Genomic DNA, 20,567 nt, shown 5'->3' on the forward strand with positions numbered 1-20,567 from the left:
CAGACCAGCAAACTTTATCGTTGGATCAAACGTAGCAACACAATAACGAACTATCATTCACTTGCACAGATAAAATACAGGGTAATTTTCACTTGCATCCAAACAACCAAGAAAACCTTTCCTTTGCTGAAGCGTTGGGCGATTCTCTTGAAGAGATTAAGCCCTTAAGTCAAGGCGATACGGCCGCGGCTACTGTGCGTCAACAACGTCGCAGTAATGAGCTACTTAGCAAACAATTAAAGCGAGCCGCACTTGCGCAAGTAGATAGTAATGATAACAATCCATTGAGTGTTTCACTCCGCCAGGCGATCAAGCCAGATGACATGCTTAGCTTCAAGCGTTCGGGTATTCAGGACGGTGTATTCAAAAACCTGCGCTTGGGCAAATACTCGCTTGAGGGTGTGATTGATCTCCGGCAGCGAAGGATGGAGGACGTTCGCTCACACTTGTATCAAGAGGTCGTTCGGTTACATCAATTGGGGGTACGAGCAATTTTGGTGAAACATGGTCGTGGTGCACAAAGCCACCCTATTCCCGCACTTTGCAAAAGTTACGTTAATCAATGGTTAGCCGAACTTAATGAAGTTATTGCATTCCATTCAGCGCAACCTCGGCATGGCGGATTGGCAGCCACCTATGTATTACTCAAGAAGCATCCTGAACAAAAACTTATAAACCGGGAACGACAGCAGAAACGGATATAATTGTTATTCTATTGCGCACTCAGATTGAACTGGAATTAAAATGGGTGAGGCTGCACTATTCTCGTGAGAACGAGCTGACGTACTGAAAACTGCCATCACTATCATTGCGGCGACAGCTATCGCGACGCCAGTGAGGCCAAAACCTTTGCTTGAACGATTCATTTTCGTCTCTTATTGTTACGAATTAACGACTAACATTACCAACGGCAACTTACAACTTTGCATCCGAGCGCACGTTCCTTAGTTTTTCTATGTTAGAACAAACGCTTATGAAAAAACAACCATAGCGTGACATTTTTTTGACAAAATCATCAAAAAAATGTCACTTTTCTGGTTTTCAGGGCTTTTTTACGGATTATCCTACAAATTTACGCGCATTTCGGAACATACGCATCCAAGCGCTGTCTTCTTGCCAGTCGTCAGGATGCCAAGAGTTGGCTACTGTTCTAAATACACGCTCTGGGTGTGGCATCATAATTGTTGCGCGACCATCGGCACTGGTAAATGCCGTCGCCCCGAGTGGCGACCCGTTGGGATTTGCAGGATATTGTTCTGTCGGTTTACCGTAATTGTCTACGTAACGTGCGCTCAATTGCTGCTGCTTTTGCAATTCTGCCAGTGCAGAATCCGTGGCAAATTCAGCCCTTCCCTCACCATGTGAAACAGCGATTGGCATGCGAGAGCCCGTCATCTGGTCAAAGAAAATTGATCTAGACTCAAGAATTTCGACCATTGAGAAGCGTGCTTCAAAACGTTCAGAACGGTTGGTAACGAAATGTGGCCACAAATCCGCTCCTGGGATCAATGCCTTTAGGTTTGAAAGCATCTGACATCCGTTACACACCCCAAGCGAGAAGGTATCTTTGCGGGCAAAAAACTGTGCAAAAGCATCACGCGCTTGAGCGTTGAACAAAATAGACTTCGCCCAGCCTTCACCAGCACCAAGTACATCACCATAGCTAAAACCGCCACAGGCAACTAACCCTTTAAAATTAGCCAGATCAACTCGGCCAGCCAGAACATCGCTCATGTGGACATCGGCAGCTGCAAAACCTGCACGCGTAAACGCTGCAGCCATTTCAACATGTGAATTCACTCCCTGCTCACGTAACACTGCAAGTTGCGGTCGAACGCCTGTAAGAATGTAAGGAGCCGCAACGTCTTCATTAATATCGTATGTCAAAGCAGCATGTAATCCCGGATCATTAGCATCGGTTTTTATGGCTAATTCTTCTTCTGCGCAGGTAGGATTGTCTCTCAGTTTCTGCATCTCATGGGTAGTGCTCGCCCAAAGTTTACGGAAGTATCCGCGTGATTTGTCTAATACCACATGACCTTGCTGACTGAACCTAATGTGATCATCGGTATTCAATGAACCAATCTCAATGACAGCATCAGCTAAACCATGAGCCGCAAATAACTCCATAACCGCAACGCGATCGTCGGATTTAACTTGCACCACGGCACCGATTTCCTCATTGAATAACCAATTTACGGCACGTTGATTTGCTGGAATATTGATATCAATACCAACATGACCAGCAAAAGCCATCTCTGCAAGCGTTGTAAACAAACCACCATCAGAGCGATCGTGGTAGGCCAACGCCAATTGTTGTTCAACCACAGCCTGCATTGCATTGAAAAAACCAGCCAGGCGAGTTGGGTCGTCAACATCTGCTGGTGTATCCCCCAATTCACCATACACTTGCGCAAGGCAGCTCGCGCCTAAACGCTGCTGTCCTGCGCTGGGGTCGATAAATAATAGTGTCGTCTCGCCAAACTCAGTGCGCAATTGCGGCGTCAATGTTTTACGCACGTCTTTGACCGCACCGAAAGCAGATATGATTAATGAAAGCGGTGCCGTCACCGCCTTACTTTCACCATTCTCTTGCCACTGGGTTTTCATCGACATTGAATCTTTACCCACGGGTATAGTTAGCCCTAAGGCCGGACAAAGCTCTTCACCTACAGCCTTGACCGCTGCGTAAAGTCCCGCATCTTCCCCAGGGTGACCAGCAGCTGCCATCCAGTTTGCAGACAGCTTTATGCGTTTGATATCACCAATGTTACTGGCGGCAATATTTGTAAGTGCTTCTGCCACCGCCATGCGTGCAGAGGCCCCATGGTTTAGTAACGCGATTGGGGTGCGCTCCCCCATTGCCATCGATTCACCGTGATAAGTATCTAAAGCGCTGGTAGTTACAGCCACATCAGCCACAGGAATTTGCCACGGCCCGACCATTTGATCGCGCGCCACCATGCCAGTCACCGTGCGATCACCAATGGTTATTAGAAAGGTTTTTTCAGCAATCGTCGGTAATTGTAATAAGCGCTCTGCCGCATCTGAAAGATCAATATCACTGACATCAAACGCCTTTGGCTGGACTTGCGCTGACTGCACGTCACGATGCATTTTGGGTGGCTTACCCAGTAATACTGACAACGGCATATCGATAGGATTGTTGTTAAAGTGTGCATCGCTTAGCGTCAAATGACGAGACTCAGTGGCTTCACCCACAATCGCATACGGCGCGCGCTCACGGGCACAAATTTGCTCAAACAATTCGAGGTTTTCTGGCGCTACTGCCAACACGTAACGCTCTTGCGACTCATTACACCAAATTTCCAATGGCGACATACCAGGCTCATCACTCGCAACATTGCGCAGCTCAAAGCGGCCACCACGCTCACCGTCATTGACCAGTTCGGGAAAAGCGTTAGACAAACCACCAGCACCAACATCATGAATAAACTGGATCGGATTGCCTTCACCTAACTGCCAACATTTATCAATAACTTCTTGGCAACGGCGTTCCATCTCAGGATTGTCACGCTGTACCGAGGCAAAATCGAGATCTTCACTTGACTGACCAGAAGCCATTGACGAGGCAGCCCCCCCGCCCAAACCAATGTTCATGGCAGGCCCACCCAGAGCGATCAATTTTGCTCCGACCGTAATTTCTCCTTTCTGAGTATGCTGGCGACGAATATTGCCCAAGCCCCCAGCAATCATAATGGGTTTATGATAGCCACGGACTTCCTCGCCATTAAAGCTATTTACCGTTTGCTCATACGTTCTGAAGTAACCCAGGAGATTAGGACGGCCAAACTCGTTGTTAAACGCGGCGCCACCCAATGGGCCATCCAGCATAATATCTAACGCACTCACAATTCGCGCAGGCTTGCCATAAGGTTTTTCCCACGGCTGACTTAAATCAGGTAATTGCAAATTGGATACACTAAAACCCACTAAGCCGGCTTTCGGCTTTGAGCCTCGACCGGTTGCACCTTCATCACGAATTTCGCCACCCGAACCCGTTGCTGCGCCGGCAAACGGTGAAATTGCTGTTGGATGGTTATGCGTTTCAACTTTCATTAAAATATCAATATTTTCATGATGGAAACTGTACTCATGGGTATTAACATCAGGAAAAAACCGACCCGCTTCCCAGCCATGCATGACTGCAGCATTGTCTTTATACGCTGAAGTCACAAAATCAGGATGTGTCTCATAGGTATTTTTAATCATCTTGAACAGCGATTTTCTTTGCTGTTCGCCATCAATAGTCCAATCGGCATTAAAGATTTTATGTCGACAGTGCTCTGAGTTTGCTTGTGCAAACATATACAGTTCAATGTCATTAGGATTGCGCCCCAAGTCCGTGAAGCTAGCAAAAAGATAATCAATCTCGTCATCAGCCAAAGCTAGACCCATGTCAACATTCGCTTGCTCAAGCGCTTGTTTCCCCTGCCCTAAGATATCTATACTTTTCAATGGCGCAGGTTGGGCGGTTTGAAATAGCGCAGCAGCATCATCGATATCCGCGTGCACGGTTTCCGTCATACGGTCATGTAATTCTCGCTTAACAACATCACGTTGTTCAGCTGTAAGGTACTCTTCTGTAACCACATAGTATGCACAACCGCGTTCAATACGAGTCACCTCGGTAAGGCCACAATTGTGTGCGATGTCAGTTGCCTTGGAGGCCCATGGCGAAATGGTGCCCACTCTAGGGGTCACGAAAAATAGTTCACCTGCACGATCGATTTCCGCATTCTTAGGACCGTACACCAGCAATTGCTTAAGGATTTGCTGTTTCTCCTCAGTCAAATCATTAGCAACCTCGACTAAATGCACCCATTCGGTGCTTAAAGATGTTACATTGATACCGAGGTGAGCAAGTTGCTGAATGATTTTTTGCAACCTAAAATCGGAAAGTGCTGGAGCGCCGTGCAGTACTAACATACAGTGGTTTCTCTGACAGTTTTGGTGCAAATCAGGCTAGCTAAATAGCCCAAATATGCCGCCGTTGGTGATAACGAGTAAAGTAGGCGCGGAGTATAGCCGATAAGGCGTTTGTTGATAAGAGTGAAGTCGCAAAGGATAGAAAAAAGATTAATGCAACATTTAGTCGTTAAGCACAGGTTATTGCTCGTGATAAGCGTTTTACTGCTTGTCATATCAGCGTGTGCAGAACCACCAAATGTGTCTTCTCTGCAACGGATCTTAAATGCTGGAGTGCTTAAGGTTGGCACTAATTATGGGCGAACCACATATTATAATGGCGTTTCAGGAAAAGAGGGATTCGAGTACGAACTCGCTAAAGGCTTTGCAGACTACCTTGGCGTTGAATTAGAAGTATTTCCCTACTATTCCATCGACGACCTTTTCCCACAGCTAGCTAATAACCATATTGATATTGTTGCTGCCGGTATCTCCATGACCCCTCGACGTTTACAACAATTTGGTTTTGGTCCAGCGTATCAAGATGTCAGTCAAAAATTGGTCTACCTACAGGGGAATACGCGCCCACGCAATGTGGCTCAGCTGGATGGTGAACTAGTCGTAGTCCAAGGTAGCAGTCATGCAGAAACATTAGCTGAGTTGGATTTACCTGATACGCTGCAATGGCAGCAAACCGACGAGCGCGACGCTGAAGAGTTACTCGAGCTCGTGGCGCAGGGATTGCTGGACTATACCATCGCGGACTCAAATATCTTGGCTATCGTGAGGCGCCGCTACCCGCAGATCAGTATTGGTTTTACCATTGCTCCAGAACAAGGGATCGGATGGGCGATCAATGATGATGGTGATGACGCATTGCGCGCTGCCATGATTGATTACTTTGGCACCATTCGCGATAACGGGACGTTCACCGTATTAGAAGACAAATACTTTGGGCACGTGCAAAACTTTGATTATGTTGATACACGCGAGTTTATTCGTGCCGCAGAGGATATCCTGCCGCCGCTAAAACCCTTATTTCAGCAGTACGCGGGTAATTTAGATTGGCGTTTGTTAGCCGCCATGAGTTATCAAGAAAGCCACTGGCAAGCAGACGCAACCTCACCCACTGGCGTACGAGGTTTAATGATGCTGACACTAGCCACAGCTGAGGATATGGGCGTTGATTCGCGACTTGATCCAGAACAAAGTATTCGCGGTGGCGCGCAGTATTTCGCCAGTTTACTGCGGCGCGTTCCAGCACGGATCCAAGAGCCCGATAAGACTTGGTTGGCGTTAGCTGCTTACAATGTGGGCTTAGGTCATTTGGAAGATGCCCGCGTGTTAACTCAGCGCGCCGGTGGTAATCCAGACATGTGGGTCGATGTTAAGCAACACCTGCCATTACTGCGGCAGAAAAAATACTACAAGACAACGCGTTATGGATATGCGCGCGGTGACGAAGCGGTAAACTATGTCGATAATATTCGCCGTTATTACGACACACTCGTATGGTTAGAACAACATCAAGACGACAAGATCGAGCCCCCCACCTCAGACGAACTTGCCAAGAACACCACCGCGCAGTAAGGGCTAGAGCTATCTTTTATGCCCAACGGCATCCAACTGCACTGCAGTCATCTGTCATGAGACTGTAATGAATCCCCCCCATAGTAGAAAGAACTTAATCAGCTGAATACGGTCTTAACCTTAAGCCTGATAGGCAAACTTGAAAATGTTCGAGTGAAGTCTTATGTAGAGGTTGAAGAAGAATGACCAAAAACGAGAATAAATAAGGAGGTTTTCATTCTATGCGCAGAAACAAACCGTTAAAACGCAGATCACTGCAGAGCAATACCAATCGCCGTTTGCAAATGTTTAAACGGATGCGGAAAAAAATCTTACACCGTCGGCGCGAATTTGTGCGCGCTGAGCTTGTACAGCAGTGGTCAATCGCCTGTTAAAGTCGTTCGCATTTGCTGTCTAAGTGCTTTCTGTTGTTGGCGGCGTTCGCGAAAAAAATCGGATAACAGCGCACTGCACTCACTTTCGAGTACGCCTCCAAGTACGCTTATTTGATGATTCAATCGGCTATCTCGCGTAATATCCATAAGGCTACCTGCGCTTCCAGTTTTGCGATCGAACGCACCAAAAACCAAGTGTGTAATCCGTGCATGAACCATCAAGCCAGCACACATTGGGCAAGGCTCTAAAGTGACATATACCGAGGTATCAGGAATGCGGTAATTGCGTAAATGCCGCGCGGCCTGTTGGATAGCCATGACTTCGGCATGGGCGGCGGGGTTATGGCTTTGAATGGGTTGATTCCAGCCTTCCCCTATTAATTGATTGTTTTTAACCACAACAGCACCCACCGGGACCTCACCAAGATCCCGAGCACGATGCGCTAATTGTAATGCTTTTTGCATCCAATATTGGTGGTCATTTTCTTCAATCATTAGTCAATTTTGCCAAATCTTTATAGCCATTTTTACCACATCTCGCAATAAAAAACATAACCGCATGTTTTTATTGGATTTTATTTGTGGTAAGCGTTTTGCAAATTAAACATCAGTATTGTCTAATCTGCGCACCATAGCATGAAGCGGAATTGGGCAAAATACTCGTTAACCACTAAACTGTAATTATTCGATGACGAGGGAATATCTCATGAACATGACTGCCATAGCGATTGTTGCAATTATATGCTGGACTATTGTTTCTTTGACCGGAGCAAAGAAAACTAAGAAAAAGGAGAAACAAGATGAATCAACTATCGCTGAAAATGCAGAGTTAAGAGCCAAATTAGACGCTATGCAGGAACGCATCGAAGTGCTAGAGCGTATAGTCACTGATGAGAAATATGACTTAAATCGTCAATTTGAAAATCTGCGTAAAGATTCGGATAGAGCAGCATAACGTAAAACTCTGCGCCCGCAGCGACAGAAATCACGCATGCCATCCCGATCCTAGTCGGGATGGGCTAAGAGAATAGTGACTCTGGTTATCCCCCTTCCAAAATAAATCGCTCAGCCCGTTCCACACGACGCGGCTTGCCTGCCACAATTAGTACATCACCCGCTTGTACTACCGTGTCTTGGTCTGGCCTCTCATACTCAGTTTGCTCGCGCCGCAAACCACGTAAAGTCACTCTGATGCGGGATAAATCTAATTCTGCAAGGGTTTTACCGTTGGCGTATGCGTCAGGAGCCACGATAACAGGGTGTAAGAATTCCAGTTTATCCTGCGTGTTAGGGTTAATTTCAGTGGTTTCGCCAGGGTAGAAGCCATGCATATGGTCATAGCGCCCCTTACGTTCAGCCCGCACCCGTTTGAGGATCCGCGACATCGGCACCCCTGAATAGTGCAATAACTGGGAAATGAGCATTAAGCTACCCTCTTGCAACTCTGGCACCACCTGTGTCGCCCCAGCATCATACAGTACGCTTAGTTGCTTATCTTTGCGCGTTCGCACAATGGTTGTAATGTCGGGTTGCAGCTGCTTCGTAACGGCAATTAGCTTTTTCGCTTTATCGGGTTGGTCAAAGGTGATCAATACCAATTTAGCCTGCGCTAAACCTGCGCTTATCAAAATATCTTTTTGGGTAGCATCACCAAAAATAATCGGTTCGCCTGCCGCTCGGCTTTCTTGTACACGAATAGGATCAAAGTCCACGGCAATATACTTGATCCCTTCCAATTTAAGCATACGCGCACTGCTTTGCCCCACCCGACCAAAGCCAATAATTATGACATGGTTGCTAACACCATCAATTAAGTAATTAGTGTCGCCATTGCTATTCAGTGAAGAAACCAAATTCCGTTGACTCAGCCGCATGGCAATGGCCATACTTTTATCGATAAGAAATGGCGTCACTGCCATACTTAAAATACCCACACTGACTAAAAATGATGCGACTTCACTCGAGATTACTTGATGACTAACGGCTAAGGTGGCTAACACAAAACTGAATTCGCCCATTTGACATAACTTAATTGCCGCAGCCCAACTATCCCGAGATGCAACGTTAAAAACCCAAGACGCCAACTGCATGAGGAGTACCTTCAATACCAGCATTGCAGCTGTAGCAAGCAGAATCCAATGCCACTGAGAAAGTAGAAAACTCAGATTGAGCTGCATCCCAACCGTGACAAAAAAGAGCCCCATCAGCATATCCCTGAACGGACGGATATCGGCTTCTAATTGATAACGGTATTGGCTTTCACTCAGCATCATGCCGGCTAAAAAGGCCCCTAGTGCCATTGAAAGCCCAAACCAATAAGTCAAACCCGCAGCTAACAGTGCGACAACGATAGTGGTTAAAACAAACAGCTCATCCGTGCGGACTTGAGCGATTTCGCGGAATAAACGTGGCAAACCCCACTTGCCGACAGACATGAGAATAAATACAACCACGACACCTTTGAGTAGTGCTAACGACATTGCAATCGCGAATCCGCCTTCTGCAGGCTCGGACATTAATGGAATCGCTATCAGAAAGGGAACAACTGCCAAATCCTGAAACAAGAGTACACTTATCGCCAATTGCGTACGCTGGTTATGTAAGATCCCCATCTCTGCCACCTGCTTGATGACTATTGCCGTAGATGACAGTGCGATCATACCGCCAATCACAACCGCGGCATTCAGTTCGAGACCAAAACCAAGGGCGATGAGACTACAGGCAATTGTGGTCAAGCCTACCTGTCCAATACCCACCCCAAACACCATATGTCGCATGGCCACTAATTTGGGTAAAGAAAACTCAAGCCCCAACGAAAATAGTAAGAAGACAATACCGATCTCGGCTAACAAATGCATTTGCTCAGGGTGAGTGAACAAAGCAATCCCATTAGGCCCAGCAATAAGACCCGCGACCAAATAGGACAAAATCGGTGGTAAACCAACACGCTTAAGTAACCAAATAAGGACTACCGCAATGACCATCAAGACAATTACATTGATAAATTCAGAGGTCAAAACGGAGCTCCTTTTTTGGTTTGGCGCAGTTCTTGCTGAGTATTATTTGTGTCAACGTCAAGGCCGAGGTTAGTCAAATTGCTGACACCATAAGCCTATTGCATTGCCTGGACTAACACAATTGTAAATACCTATTTTGGAGTTAGCTGTGGATTTTACCTATTCTTCTATTCTCGAACGTACAGATGGACTTGAGGCCAACCCTTTTAGCTCCACGCTGAGTATTGAGCAGGACTATGCACAACCATTAACTCATGCAATTGAGTACACGGCCTTTCTCAACCTCATGCTGGCGACCATTGAACTCGACGAACTCTGCGAAAATTATTATCAATATCTCGGTGGGAAATTGCCGCTAAAACGGCTAGTTTTCACCCAAGAACACAAGGTACATAGCTGGGGCACGCAGGGACATCAGCTGATTGACATTGTATTGCCGTGCGCAGCCAAAGCGAAACATACCGATACTAAGGTGACGGCAATCCAGTATTCCTTTGTGCGCCGACTCAGTATCAGCGAACAGCAGGTGTTACATGATTTACATACCCACTTCTGTATTCCCTTAGGCCATGCCCTCGCCTATCAGCGTTTGCTTGATCAAGCGACGACGGACTCTCTGACGGGTTTGACTAACCGTGCCGGGTTCGATCAACAATTGCAACGAGCATTCAGTCAATTTGAGCGCCACGGCTTGGCCTTCGGCCTACTGGTTGTTGACCTTGATAATTTCAAACAGGTCAATGATACCCATGGTCATTTGCAAGGTGACAAGGTGTTACAAGAGGTCGCTGAACAATTGCGGGCATCATTGCGTGATGAAGATTTACCCTTCCGCTTTGGTGGTGACGAATTCTGTTGCTTGATTAATGCAGCGGATGACCAGCAATTGGAGCGAGTGGGAAAACGGATCCTAGATGCCATACGTCAATCTGCGCTACTGCGAGGACATGACATCACTGCCAGCATTGGTGGCGCTATTGCTACCGTCAGGGATAATTTAGAATCGTTGTTTTATAAAGCTGACCAAGCTGTATACCGGGTAAAAGCCCAGCATAAAAACGGCGTCAACATAGCGGCATAATTAAGCTAGTCAAAGGATGCTACACGTGCATGCACATGCACCGTATTCGCATCAATTAGCACTGCCAATAATTGTTGATTGGCAAATACCCCAAGTACCGAACTGCGATGCCATGTCGGTATTTCCCATTCCTTAAACCAAACTTTCAGCGGTTTGGCTTTCTGCTGGGCATTCAACGTAAAATAATGCTCACTAATGTTGTTGCGAATGCAAAGTTGTGTGTCCTCACGCGCCGTTACGTGTGGCATGCTGAGCTCCAAACTTACTCCTGTGCCCGCAGTTAACGCAAGTGCATTGGATAACCACTTAATGTGCCAACTAAAACTCAGGCCGAGGGCATCAAACGCAGCTATCTGTATCTCATCGGTACAGACCACATTGCATTCTAAGGCCTTATATGGCGTTGCGAATGCAAACAACTTATCTTTAAACACGCGGACTTCATTGCTACCCCATGTCACCCGCCCCTGGCTATCGTTTGAGACTAAAAGTAACTGTTGAATTTGCTGAAGTATTGCCTGACTAGGCAAAACAATCTTGTGCTGCTGTAACCAATAGCGCAATAAGTTATTAGCAAGATGGTGTGGTAATGCAGTGAGCTTAGTGCGTGACAACGCGCCACCAGCACAACTCGACTCTGCCAGTTTTTCCGCGAGTAAAAATTCAAGACTTTGTTGCTGCTCGGCACATAGTTGAGATGTACGAAGCATTGCGACTTGCATCCCCTCCCAGCGTTTTTGCCAATGGCCGGCCATAATGGGAAACAAACCATTACGGATAAAGTTGCGGTCAAAGCATGAGTTTTGATTAGATTCATCCTCGACCCAAGTCAAATCCCGTTGTGCAGCGTAATCTTCCAGTTCGGTCCGACTAACAGACAGAAAGGGGCGCCCGAGAAAAAATGTCTGCTCACCCACTGTGCGCTTGCTCATGGCTTGCATACCAGCTAGTCCCTTGGGGCCGCTGCCACGCAAAAATCGCATCATGAGCGTTTCTATTTGGTCGTTGCGGTGATGCGCCAGTAACAACAAGCCATGCTGCTTCACTTGTTTCGCAAATACGCTGTAGCGTGCCTGTCGAGCTACATCTTCAAGACTTTTACGGGGCTGACGTTGAACACTTACAGATTCCACAGTCACAGCTAAAGCATGAGCGTTAGCCAACTCAACTACGTGCTGCTGCCAGTCATTAGAATGCCGACTAAGTTGATGGTTTACGTGGATAATATGGAGCGTCAGGTCACGCGCTTTAGCCCAAGGAACAGCCACTTCAAGCAAGGCGACACTGTCTAATCCTCCAGAACACCCCAGCCATATCGACTCGACCGGTGTTGCGCTAGGCAGTTGCTCTAGGTAGGCGGTATAGACGCCTTCAAGGCTAGCATGAAGGCGTTGAGAAATTGAAAGCTTAGCAGTATCCAAATGACATTAATCGCTCATAGCGTTGCTCGAGCAACTCATCAGTCGACAATTCTTGCAACTGCGCCAGTTGTTGCTTAATGGTGGCCTTCAAGTTCGCCGCGGCACCATCAAAATCGCGATGAGCTCCGCCTAATGGTTCATCAATAATGGTATTGATCAAACCCAGTTCATGGATCTGTTGTGCGCTTACCCCCATCGCCTCAGCAGCGATGGGCGCTTTTTCTGCACTTTTCCAGAGAATTGATGCACAGCCTTCCGGAGAGATAACTGAATAGGTGCTGTACTGCAACATGTTCACTCGGTCGCCTACACCGATCGCCAATGCGCCACCTGAACCGCCTTCACCAATAACCGTGCAAATAACCGGCACTTTAAGTTCAGCCATTTCCTTTAGATTTCTAGCAATGGCTTCACTTTGGCCACGTTCTTCAGCGCCAACACCAGGGTATGCACCTGGGGTGTCAATGAAGGTAATGATGGGTAAACCAAAACGCTCAGCCAACTTCATTAAACGCAATGCTTTACGATAGCCTTCAGGTTTTGGCATACCAAAGTTGCGTTTGATTTTTTCTTTAGTATCACGTCCTTTCTGGTGCCCTATGATCATGATCGGCTGTCCGTCAAAATCTGCTAGTCCACCAACGATCGCTTTGTCATCCGCATAGGCACGATCGCCCGCAAGTTCCTGAAAGTCACTAAATAAGCGATTGATATAATCTTGGGTATAAGGGCGGTTGGGATGACGGGCAATTTGCGAAATCTGCCAAGCGCCTAAGTTGGAGAAAATCTTCTTCGTTTGCTCTACATTTTTTTCTTGTAAGCGTGTGATTTCCTCTTCAATACTAACGTCAAATTCGCCGTCCTGATTGACTAACTGCAACTCTTTTATTTTTGCCTCTAGTTCGGCAATAGGTTGCTCAAAATCCAAAAAATGTGAGTTCATTCCAAATCCTGTTTTATCGTCGCGTCGTTAGCCTGAGCCAATTACCGAAACTCCAGTGCAATAGACGATTCGCCTAAACACTGCTTGAGTTCATGCAGTAACTGATCGTCTGGCGTGACATACCAGTCGGCACCACAAGCAACCGTGACCTCTACGTCAGGGTGGTGCACCATAAAGTGGACTGGACAACTGCCGCCACGATAGTTATCTAATATCTTATGTAGTGTAGACACTGCGTCGAAATTACACCACTCGGTAGCAACTTGCAGCGATATCGCGCCCAAATTCGTTTCTCTGGCAGCAACGATATCCATTACGTCTCTGGCAGTAATTGTATTGCCCCCAGAGAATTCATCAAAGCTGACCTGTCCTTTTACCAGCAATATTTTGTCATTTTCCAGCATAGATTCGTATTGTTCATACATATCGGGGAAAAATCTAACATCCATGCGGGCACTTTTATCATCTAAAGTGACAATTGCCCAGCGTTTGCCCTTTTTATTGGTCATCACGCGCACCCCCAACACCAAGCCGACCGCTGATGCGACAGCGTCTCTGCCGGTGGGTTTTAAATCGACCAAGCGACCATCGGTATAATGCGAAAGTTCTTCAATGTACTGATTAATGGGGTGACCCGTGAGATACAAACCGAGGGTTTCCTTTTCCCCTTCCAGCCAAATCTTTTCAGACCACTGTGGCACATCTGCAAAGGCTTGCTTCACATCATCTGGCTCAGTGGTCAACAAGCCAAACATATCTGACTGACCGTAAGACTCAGCACGTGCATGTTGATCTGCTGCCGCCAATGCCTCTGGCAAAGAAGCCATAATGGCTGCGCGGTGCGGTCCGAGATTATCCATAGCGCCAGATAATACCAATTTCTCCAGCACCCGACGATTCACCTTTTTAATATCGACCTTGGCACAAAAATCAAATAGGTCAGTGAAGCGCCCATGTTTCTCGCGTGCTGCAATAATCGCTTCAATCGGGCCTTCGCCTACGCCCTTGATCGCGCCGATGCCGTAAACAATCCGGCCTTCTGGATCAACCGTAAATTTGTAGCGACCACTGTTTAAGTCGGGTGGTAAGAGCGTCAAGCCCATGCGATTACACTCATCGACTAAGGTCACGATCTTATCGGTATTATCCATATCCGCCGACATGACTGCAGCCATAAACTGAGCAGGATAATGCGCTTTTAACCATAAGGTTTGGTAGGACACTAAGGCATAAGCGGCAGAGTGTGATTTGTTAAACCCGTACCCAGCGAACTTTTCCACCAAATCGAAGATTTTCATCGCCAAGTCTGGGTCAATGTTATTGTTCTTAGCGCCCTCAGCGAAAACCTCACGTTGCTTAGCCATTTCTTCCGGCTTTTTCTTACCCATAGCACGACGTAACAAGTCCGCGCCCCCCAGACTATAACCCGCCATTTCCTGCGCAATCTGCATGACCTGTTCTTGATAAAGAATAATCCCATAGGTTGGCTCTAGGATTGGCTGCAAACACTCGTGTTGGTAGTTTTCATCTGGGTAGGAAATCGCCTCACGGCCATGCTTACGATCAATAAAATTATCAACCATACCCGATTGCAGAGGCCCTGGTCTGAACAATGCGACCAAAGCGATAATATCTTCAAAACAGTCGGGCCGAAGGCGCTTTATCAGGTCTTTCATGCCGCGGGATTCAAGCTGGAATACTGCGGTGGTTTCAGCCCGCTGCAACATATCAAAGCTGGTTTTATCGACTAATGGTATGGCGCTGATATCAATTTTCTGACCATCGACTTCGCCGATCATTTCGATCGCCCATTGAATGATGGTAAGGGTTCTAAGACCGAGGAAATCAAACTTTACCAAACCCGCTGTTTCAACATCGTTCTTATCAAACTGAGTGACCGGATTATTGCCCTCGTCATCGCAGTACAGTGGCGCAAAATCGGTAATTTTAGTTGGTGCGATTACAACCCCACCCGCATGCTTACCGGCATTCCGCGTGACTCCCTCAAGCACACGCGCCATGGTCATGAGTTCAGCGACTTCATCATCACTCGCCTCTAACTCACCCAGACGCGGTTCAACATCAAACGCTTTAGCCAGCGTCATGCCTGGGTCTGATGGGATCAACTTACTGATCCGGTCAACAAAACCATACGGATGTCCCAGCACCCGACCAACATCGCGCACCACTGCCTTCGCAGCCATCGTACCGAAAGTAATGATCTGCGATACCGCTTCACGACCATACATTTGCGCCACATGGTCAATAACTTCATCGCGACGGTCCATGCAAAAATCCACATCAAAGTCCGGCATCGATACCCGCTCTGGATTAAGGAATCGTTCGAAAAGCAAATCAAATTCAAGGGGATCGAGGTCAGTAATTGATAAGGCATAGGCGACTAACGAGCCCGCACCCGAACCACGGCCTGGCCCGACCGGAATATCATGGTCCTTGCTCCACTGAATAAACTCCATCACGATCAGGAAGTAGCCGGGGAATCCCATCTGATTGATAACGTCTAATTCAATCTGCAAACGTTCATCGTACTCGGGGCGTTTCTGTAGGCGCTCTTGCTCGTTTGGAAACAGAAACTCCAGACGTTTCTCCAAGCCCTCGCGCGACACTTTAACCAGATAGTCTGCGTCCGACATGCCGCCGGTGGGGAACTTCGGCAAAAAGTATTCGCCTAACTTAACCGTTACATTACAGCGCTTGGCTATCTCGACCGTATTTTCGAGCGCTTCAGGAATATCTTCAAACAGGGCCTGCATTTCTGCCGGTGAACGTAGATACTGCTCGGAACTGTAGCGCTTGGGTCGGCGCTTATCATCCAGCGTGTACCCATCATGAATAGCAACGCGGATTTCATGTGGTTCAAATCCTTCTTGATCGATAAAACACACTTCATTGGTGGCCACTACTGGCAAGTCTTGTTGCGTAGCAAAGGCGACCGCGCTGTGCACATAATCTTCTTCTGACGTTCTGCCGGTGCGGGTTAGCTCAAGATAGAACCGATCGGAAAAGTATTGCTGATAAAACGCAGCTATCTGATTAGCAAGACTTTGGTTCCCTTTAACCAATGCAATGCCGATCTCGCCCTGTAGTCCCCCAGACAAAGCAATAATGCCTTGACTATGCTCTGCTAGCCACTGCTGATCAATAACCGCTCGGTTATGTAAATACCCCCGCTTGTAGGCCTCAGAGATCAGATGGGTAATATTCTTGTAGCCCGTTTCATCCATCGCCAACAAGGTTAAGCGCACTAACTGATCCGGTATAAAGGAACTGTTTAACCAAATATCCACACCAATAATCGGCTTGATCCCTAACGCATGCGATTCGGAGTAGAACTTAACCAAACCACACATGTTCATTTGGTCGGTGATCGCAATCGCCGGCATTCCCATATCTTTGGTTCGAGCCAGAATAGGTTTGACCTTATTCAGCCCATCCATCATCGAAAAGTCACTGTGCACACGTAGATGAATAAAGGACGCTGTGGTCATTGCATGCGACTGTTCTTCGGCCTGCGTCATGTATTATTTACCTGCTTTCAATTGGCTAAGGATGGATTGTACTGGTTTAAAACTTTTTCGGTAGCAGTCTAATACACCGAATTGTTCTATGGCAGCGAAATGCGCTTTGGTTGGGTAGCCCTTATGTTTATCAAACCCAAATTCCGGATGTTGCTCATGCAGCGCAAGCATTTCTGCGTCGCGCGTTACTTTAGCCAGTATCGACGCGGCACCAATTTCTGCATGGATCGCGTCGCCTTTAACCACAGCTTCACCTGCATAGCGCCATTGTGGTAGGCGATTACCATCGACTCGCACCCAGTCTGGCTGAATAGGTAGCGCCTCAACTGCACGCTGCATGGCCAGCATGGACGCGTGCAAAATATTCAAGCGATCGATTTCAGCCGGAGAAGCTCTGCCGATAGCCCAACTTAACGCACGCGCTTTAATTTGCTCTGCCAAAACGAGACGCTTCTTCTCTGACAATTTTTTCGAATCAGTCAGTCCTTCGATTGGCTTATTTGCATCCAAAATGACCGCAGCGGTCACCACGTCACCCACGAGCGGTCCTCTGCCGACCTCATCAACCCCAGCAATACGTTGGTTTATCATCAATTATTCCTCCGCGCCTGGATTTTTGGCGTACCCTACCAAATCCAACACCGCTGTTGCTGCCTGCTCATCTGCGTTGCAGCGTAAACTCTGATGAATACGGGTAAAGGCCTGTTTTAGCGAGTCACCCTGCTCGCCAAACAAGGGTAATAAATGCTGGGCTAAATTTTCTGGATTAACGTCAGCTTGTAACAATTCGGGCACCAGCGCCTTATCGGCTAACAGATTCGGTAGCGAGAAGTAGTCAGGCTTGTAGAGATAACCCATGATAAAACGTGTTAACTTGGCCATTTTATAGGCCACAACCATAGGCCGCTTACATAACATGGCCTCTAACGTCGCCGTTCCGGACGCGATTAACACCGCATCCGCCGCGATTAAGCATTCACGTGATTGTCCGTCCACAATTTGGATCGCCAGTGATGAAGTATCCTGTGACAGCTTAAAATCGTCTACGATCCCCGTTATCTGCTGCAGCCTCGCATCATTCGCGGCAGGAATAACTACCGCAAGTGGTTTATGCATATCTAATTGACTCGCGACCAATAATGCTGTTGCTAGAAAGTCGTTGAGCAATGCATTAACTTCACCTTGCCGCGAGCCTGGCATTACAGCCAGTACAGTTGAATCCGCTGGCAGGTCTAATAGTTTCCGTGCTGGTGCTTGTTCAGGCTCAAGGGGGATAGTATCTGCGAGAGTATGCCCCACAAACTGATAAGGCACATCATAGTGCTGGTAGATATTTGCCTCAAACGGGAACAAGCCGAGGACCAAGTTTGTCGCCCTTGCAATTTTATGGATCCGCTTCTCACGCCATGCCCAAACCGTTGGACTGACATAGTGCACGGTTTTGATCCCTGCTTGCTTTAATGCCGTTTCGATGCGCAAATTAAAGTCAGGAGCATCAACACCAATAAAAACATCAGGCCGATCGCTAGTGAAGTGCTCAATCACTTGGCGCTTGACCGCTAACAAGCGCGATATCCGTGATAAGACTTCCACCAATCCCATCACCGATAACTCATCCATGTCGACCAACGACCGCATGCCTTGCGCCAGCATGTGCCGCCCTCCGATACCGCTAAATCGCACCTGGGGATGCTGAGCTTTGAGTTCCCGCATTAAGCCGGCGGCGAGCACATCCCCGGAAGGTTCGCCGGCAATAATGCCAATATGCAGTGGCACTGACATTGGTTAACGAATAATGCCGCGTTCAGATTGCTTGATAAAATCTGCCAACAAACCCACTTCTGGCGTTTGCAGTGACATTTCTTTTAGAAGATTTATTGCTTGCTCAGCTGTATTGCCATCGCGATAGATAATTTTGTAAGCACGTTTGATTTGCATGATAGTTTCTTTGCTGTACCCACGACGACGCAGACCTTCAGAATTGATCCCTTGCGGAATATGTTTGGTGCCACTGATCATTACAAACGGCGGGATATCACGCAGAATAATTGCACCGCCGCCAGCAAAGCTATGCGAACCGACTTTACAAAACTGATGGATTGCCGCTAAGCCGCCTAAAATAACACTATCTCCAACGTGCACATGGCCCGCTAATGTCACGTTATTGGCGAAAATATTGTCATCACCAATCATGCAGTCGTGAGCAACATGGACGTTGACCATCAATAGGTTATTACTGCCTATCTTGGTTAACTCTTGATCCTGAACTGTACCGCGATGGACCGTGACCGACTCACGGAAAATATTGTTATCACCGATCACCAAGCGGGTCGGTTCACCTGCGTACTTTTTATCCTGACATGCCTCGCCGATACTTGCGAATTGATAAAAGTGGTTGCCTTTACCTATTTTACTTGGGCCTTTGATAACCACGTGAGATTCAATAATACAATCATCATCAATCTCAACATCATTCCCGATATAACTGAATGGACCAACAGACACGTTATTGCCTAATTTGGCACCAGGTTCAATAATCGCAGTGGCATGTATTGTCATTTAAATAGCTCGCATTGCACACATGAATTCGGCAGAACAGGCCTCCTCGCCATTCACACTGCCCACACCGTGGAATTTCCAGATCCCGCGTCTTTCTTTGATAAGCTTAACATCAAAATCAAGTCTATCACCCGGCGTAACCGGTCGCTTGAAGCGCGCTTTGTCAATCCCGGCATAGAGATAAAGTTCATCGCTTTTGCCTTTTGTCTTAAAGCCTAGCACACCCGCTGCTTGGGCCATAGCTTCTAAAATCAAGACCCCTGGGAAAATGGGATGGCCGGGGAAATGCCCCATAAAACAAGGTTCATTAAAAGTGATGTTTTTATACGCTTTAATCCTTTCGCCTGACTGAAAATCAGTCACACGATCGATCAGCAAAAACGGGTAACGATGAGGAAGTAAATCCAAAATTTCTTGAATTTCAATGGGATTTAGTGAGTTGGCCAAAGTGCCTCCGCTGCAGATTAACGCTATAACACTCTATATTATGCGTCAGTGTTTAATTTTGGCTGCCAACAATACGCGCAAAAAGCCAAAAAACAAATCAGACCAAACCGTTAAGTGTTTGGTCTGACTGTGTTTCATCGACCGATTTAGTTTAACTTATTAACGTTTTCGAGTACTTGTGCAGAAATATCAAATTTCGGCTTAGTGAAAGAAACCGCACCGGCATCGATGACCATGTCATAATTGCCATCAGCTGCCACTTTGTCAATTGACTGACGGATCAAAGCGACCAGTTTGTTGCGCTCTTCCGCTTGGCGACGTTGGATTTCTTGTTGTAGTGGCTGCGCTTTTTGCGCGTACTCTTGACGAGCTGCTAGGATTTTTTCTTGCATCTCAGCTTTTTCTTGCTCGCTCATAGTCGCTGCATTGCGCTGTAGGCTTTCAGCATAAAACTGCATATCACGCTCTAATTGCTGGATCGCTTCGATACGGTCCTTGAATTCGGCTTGAATTTGCTCAGCAATTGCCGCTGCTTCTGGCATGGCTTGAAATACTGACTGTGCATCGACGACAGCGATTTTCATCTCAGCTACTGCTGGTGCACTGATAACTGCACTGCTCAGCAATGCACTTGCGACGATGTGTTTAGCGAATGTTTTCAATTGAA

Annotated in this window: 15 protein-coding genes; 4 read left to right on the forward strand and 11 right to left on the reverse strand. The window is 47.2% G+C overall.

From position 1 onward, the window contains the following. The first annotated feature begins 92 nt into the window (after positions 1–92). A complete protein-coding gene (gene smrA, locus AC121Z_RS12225; RefSeq protein ID WP_498124302.1) occupies positions 93–704 on the forward strand; it encodes a DNA endonuclease SmrA in 612 nt (203 codons plus the stop codon). A gap of 355 nt (positions 705–1,059) precedes the next feature. On the opposite strand, the gene purL is transcribed toward smrA, so the two are convergent. Then, positions 1,060–4,950: a phosphoribosylformylglycinamidine synthase gene (purL, locus tag AC121Z_RS12230; protein WP_498124303.1), complete on the reverse strand. Its 3,891-nt coding sequence runs from the start codon at positions 4,948–4,950 to the stop codon at positions 1,060–1,062. A 153-nt stretch (positions 4,951–5,103) separates the two neighbouring features. Here purL and mltF point away from each other — a divergent pair, with 153 nt between their 5' ends. Next, positions 5,104–6,519: a membrane-bound lytic murein transglycosylase MltF gene (gene mltF, locus AC121Z_RS12235; RefSeq protein WP_498124304.1), complete on the forward strand. Its 1,416-nt coding sequence runs from the start codon at positions 5,104–5,106 to the stop codon at positions 6,517–6,519. Between the two features lie 359 nt (positions 6,520–6,878). Here the strand turns inward: mltF and tadA are convergent, their stop codons facing one another. Beyond that, entirely contained in the window at positions 6,879–7,388 is a 510-nt protein-coding gene (gene tadA, locus AC121Z_RS12240; protein WP_498124305.1) for a tRNA adenosine(34) deaminase TadA, read from the reverse strand. A 211-nt stretch (positions 7,389–7,599) separates the two neighbouring features. On the opposite strand from tadA, the gene AC121Z_RS12245 reads away from it, so the two are divergent. Next, entirely contained in the window at positions 7,600–7,848 is a 249-nt protein-coding gene (locus AC121Z_RS12245; RefSeq protein WP_498124306.1) for a hypothetical protein, read from the forward strand. An 85-nt stretch (positions 7,849–7,933) separates the two neighbouring features. On the opposite strand, the gene AC121Z_RS12250 is transcribed toward AC121Z_RS12245, so the two are convergent. Further along, positions 7,934–9,877 carry a monovalent cation:proton antiporter family protein gene (locus tag AC121Z_RS12250; protein ID WP_498128238.1) on the reverse strand — a complete coding sequence of 648 codons (1,944 nt, stop codon included), beginning with the start codon at positions 9,875–9,877 and terminating at the stop codon, positions 7,934–7,936. A 181-nt stretch (positions 9,878–10,058) separates the two neighbouring features. On the opposite strand from AC121Z_RS12250, the gene AC121Z_RS12255 reads away from it, so the two are divergent. Next, positions 10,059–10,991, forward strand: a complete 933-nt coding sequence (locus tag AC121Z_RS12255; RefSeq protein WP_498124307.1) for a GGDEF domain-containing protein — start codon at positions 10,059–10,061, stop codon at positions 10,989–10,991. Positions 10,992–10,996: 5 nt separating this feature from the next. Here the strand turns inward: AC121Z_RS12255 and tilS are convergent, their stop codons facing one another. The 8 genes from tilS to AC121Z_RS12295 all read right to left on the reverse strand — a co-directional run bounded on the left by tilS (position 10,997) and on the right by AC121Z_RS12295 (position 20,562). After that, the gene (gene tilS / locus AC121Z_RS12260; RefSeq protein WP_498124308.1) at positions 10,997–12,412 is read right to left on the reverse strand and encodes a tRNA lysidine(34) synthetase TilS; all 1,416 of its coding nucleotides are present in this window, start codon (positions 12,410–12,412) and stop codon (positions 10,997–10,999) included. Continuing rightward, positions 12,399–13,355: an acetyl-CoA carboxylase carboxyl transferase subunit alpha gene (gene accA, locus AC121Z_RS12265; protein WP_498124309.1), complete on the reverse strand. Its 957-nt coding sequence runs from the start codon at positions 13,353–13,355 to the stop codon at positions 12,399–12,401. Before accA ends, tilS begins: the two co-directional genes overlap by 14 nt. A 41-nt stretch (positions 13,356–13,396) precedes the next feature. Next, entirely contained in the window at positions 13,397–16,816 is a 3,420-nt protein-coding gene (dnaE, locus tag AC121Z_RS12270) for a DNA polymerase III subunit alpha (RefSeq protein WP_498128240.1), read from the reverse strand. An 81-nt stretch (positions 16,817–16,897) separates the two neighbouring features. Beyond that, positions 16,898–17,485, reverse strand: coding sequence for a ribonuclease HII (gene rnhB, locus AC121Z_RS12275; protein ID WP_498124310.1), 588 nt, complete (start codon positions 17,483–17,485; stop codon positions 16,898–16,900). A 3-nt stretch (positions 17,486–17,488) separates the two neighbouring features. Beyond that, positions 17,489–18,676: a lipid-A-disaccharide synthase gene (gene lpxB, locus AC121Z_RS12280; RefSeq protein WP_498124311.1), complete on the reverse strand. Its 1,188-nt coding sequence runs from the start codon at positions 18,674–18,676 to the stop codon at positions 17,489–17,491. Positions 18,677–18,679: 3 nt separating this feature from the next. Then, on the reverse strand, positions 18,680–19,453 hold the full coding sequence (gene lpxA / locus AC121Z_RS12285; protein WP_498124312.1) for an acyl-ACP--UDP-N-acetylglucosamine O-acyltransferase: 774 nt from the start codon (positions 19,451–19,453) through the stop codon (positions 18,680–18,682). Next, complete coding sequence (gene fabZ, locus AC121Z_RS12290) at positions 19,454–19,900, reverse strand: 3-hydroxyacyl-ACP dehydratase FabZ (protein ID WP_498124313.1); 447 nt, start codon at positions 19,898–19,900, stop codon at positions 19,454–19,456. It abuts the gene before it with no gap. A gap of 146 nt (positions 19,901–20,046) precedes the next feature. Then, complete coding sequence (locus AC121Z_RS12295) at positions 20,047–20,562, reverse strand: OmpH/Skp family outer membrane protein (RefSeq protein ID WP_498124314.1); 516 nt, start codon at positions 20,560–20,562, stop codon at positions 20,047–20,049. Positions 20,563–20,567: the final 5 nt, after the last annotated feature.

It is taken from the genome of Alteromonas sp. DYW1 (genome assembly GCF_059752595.1).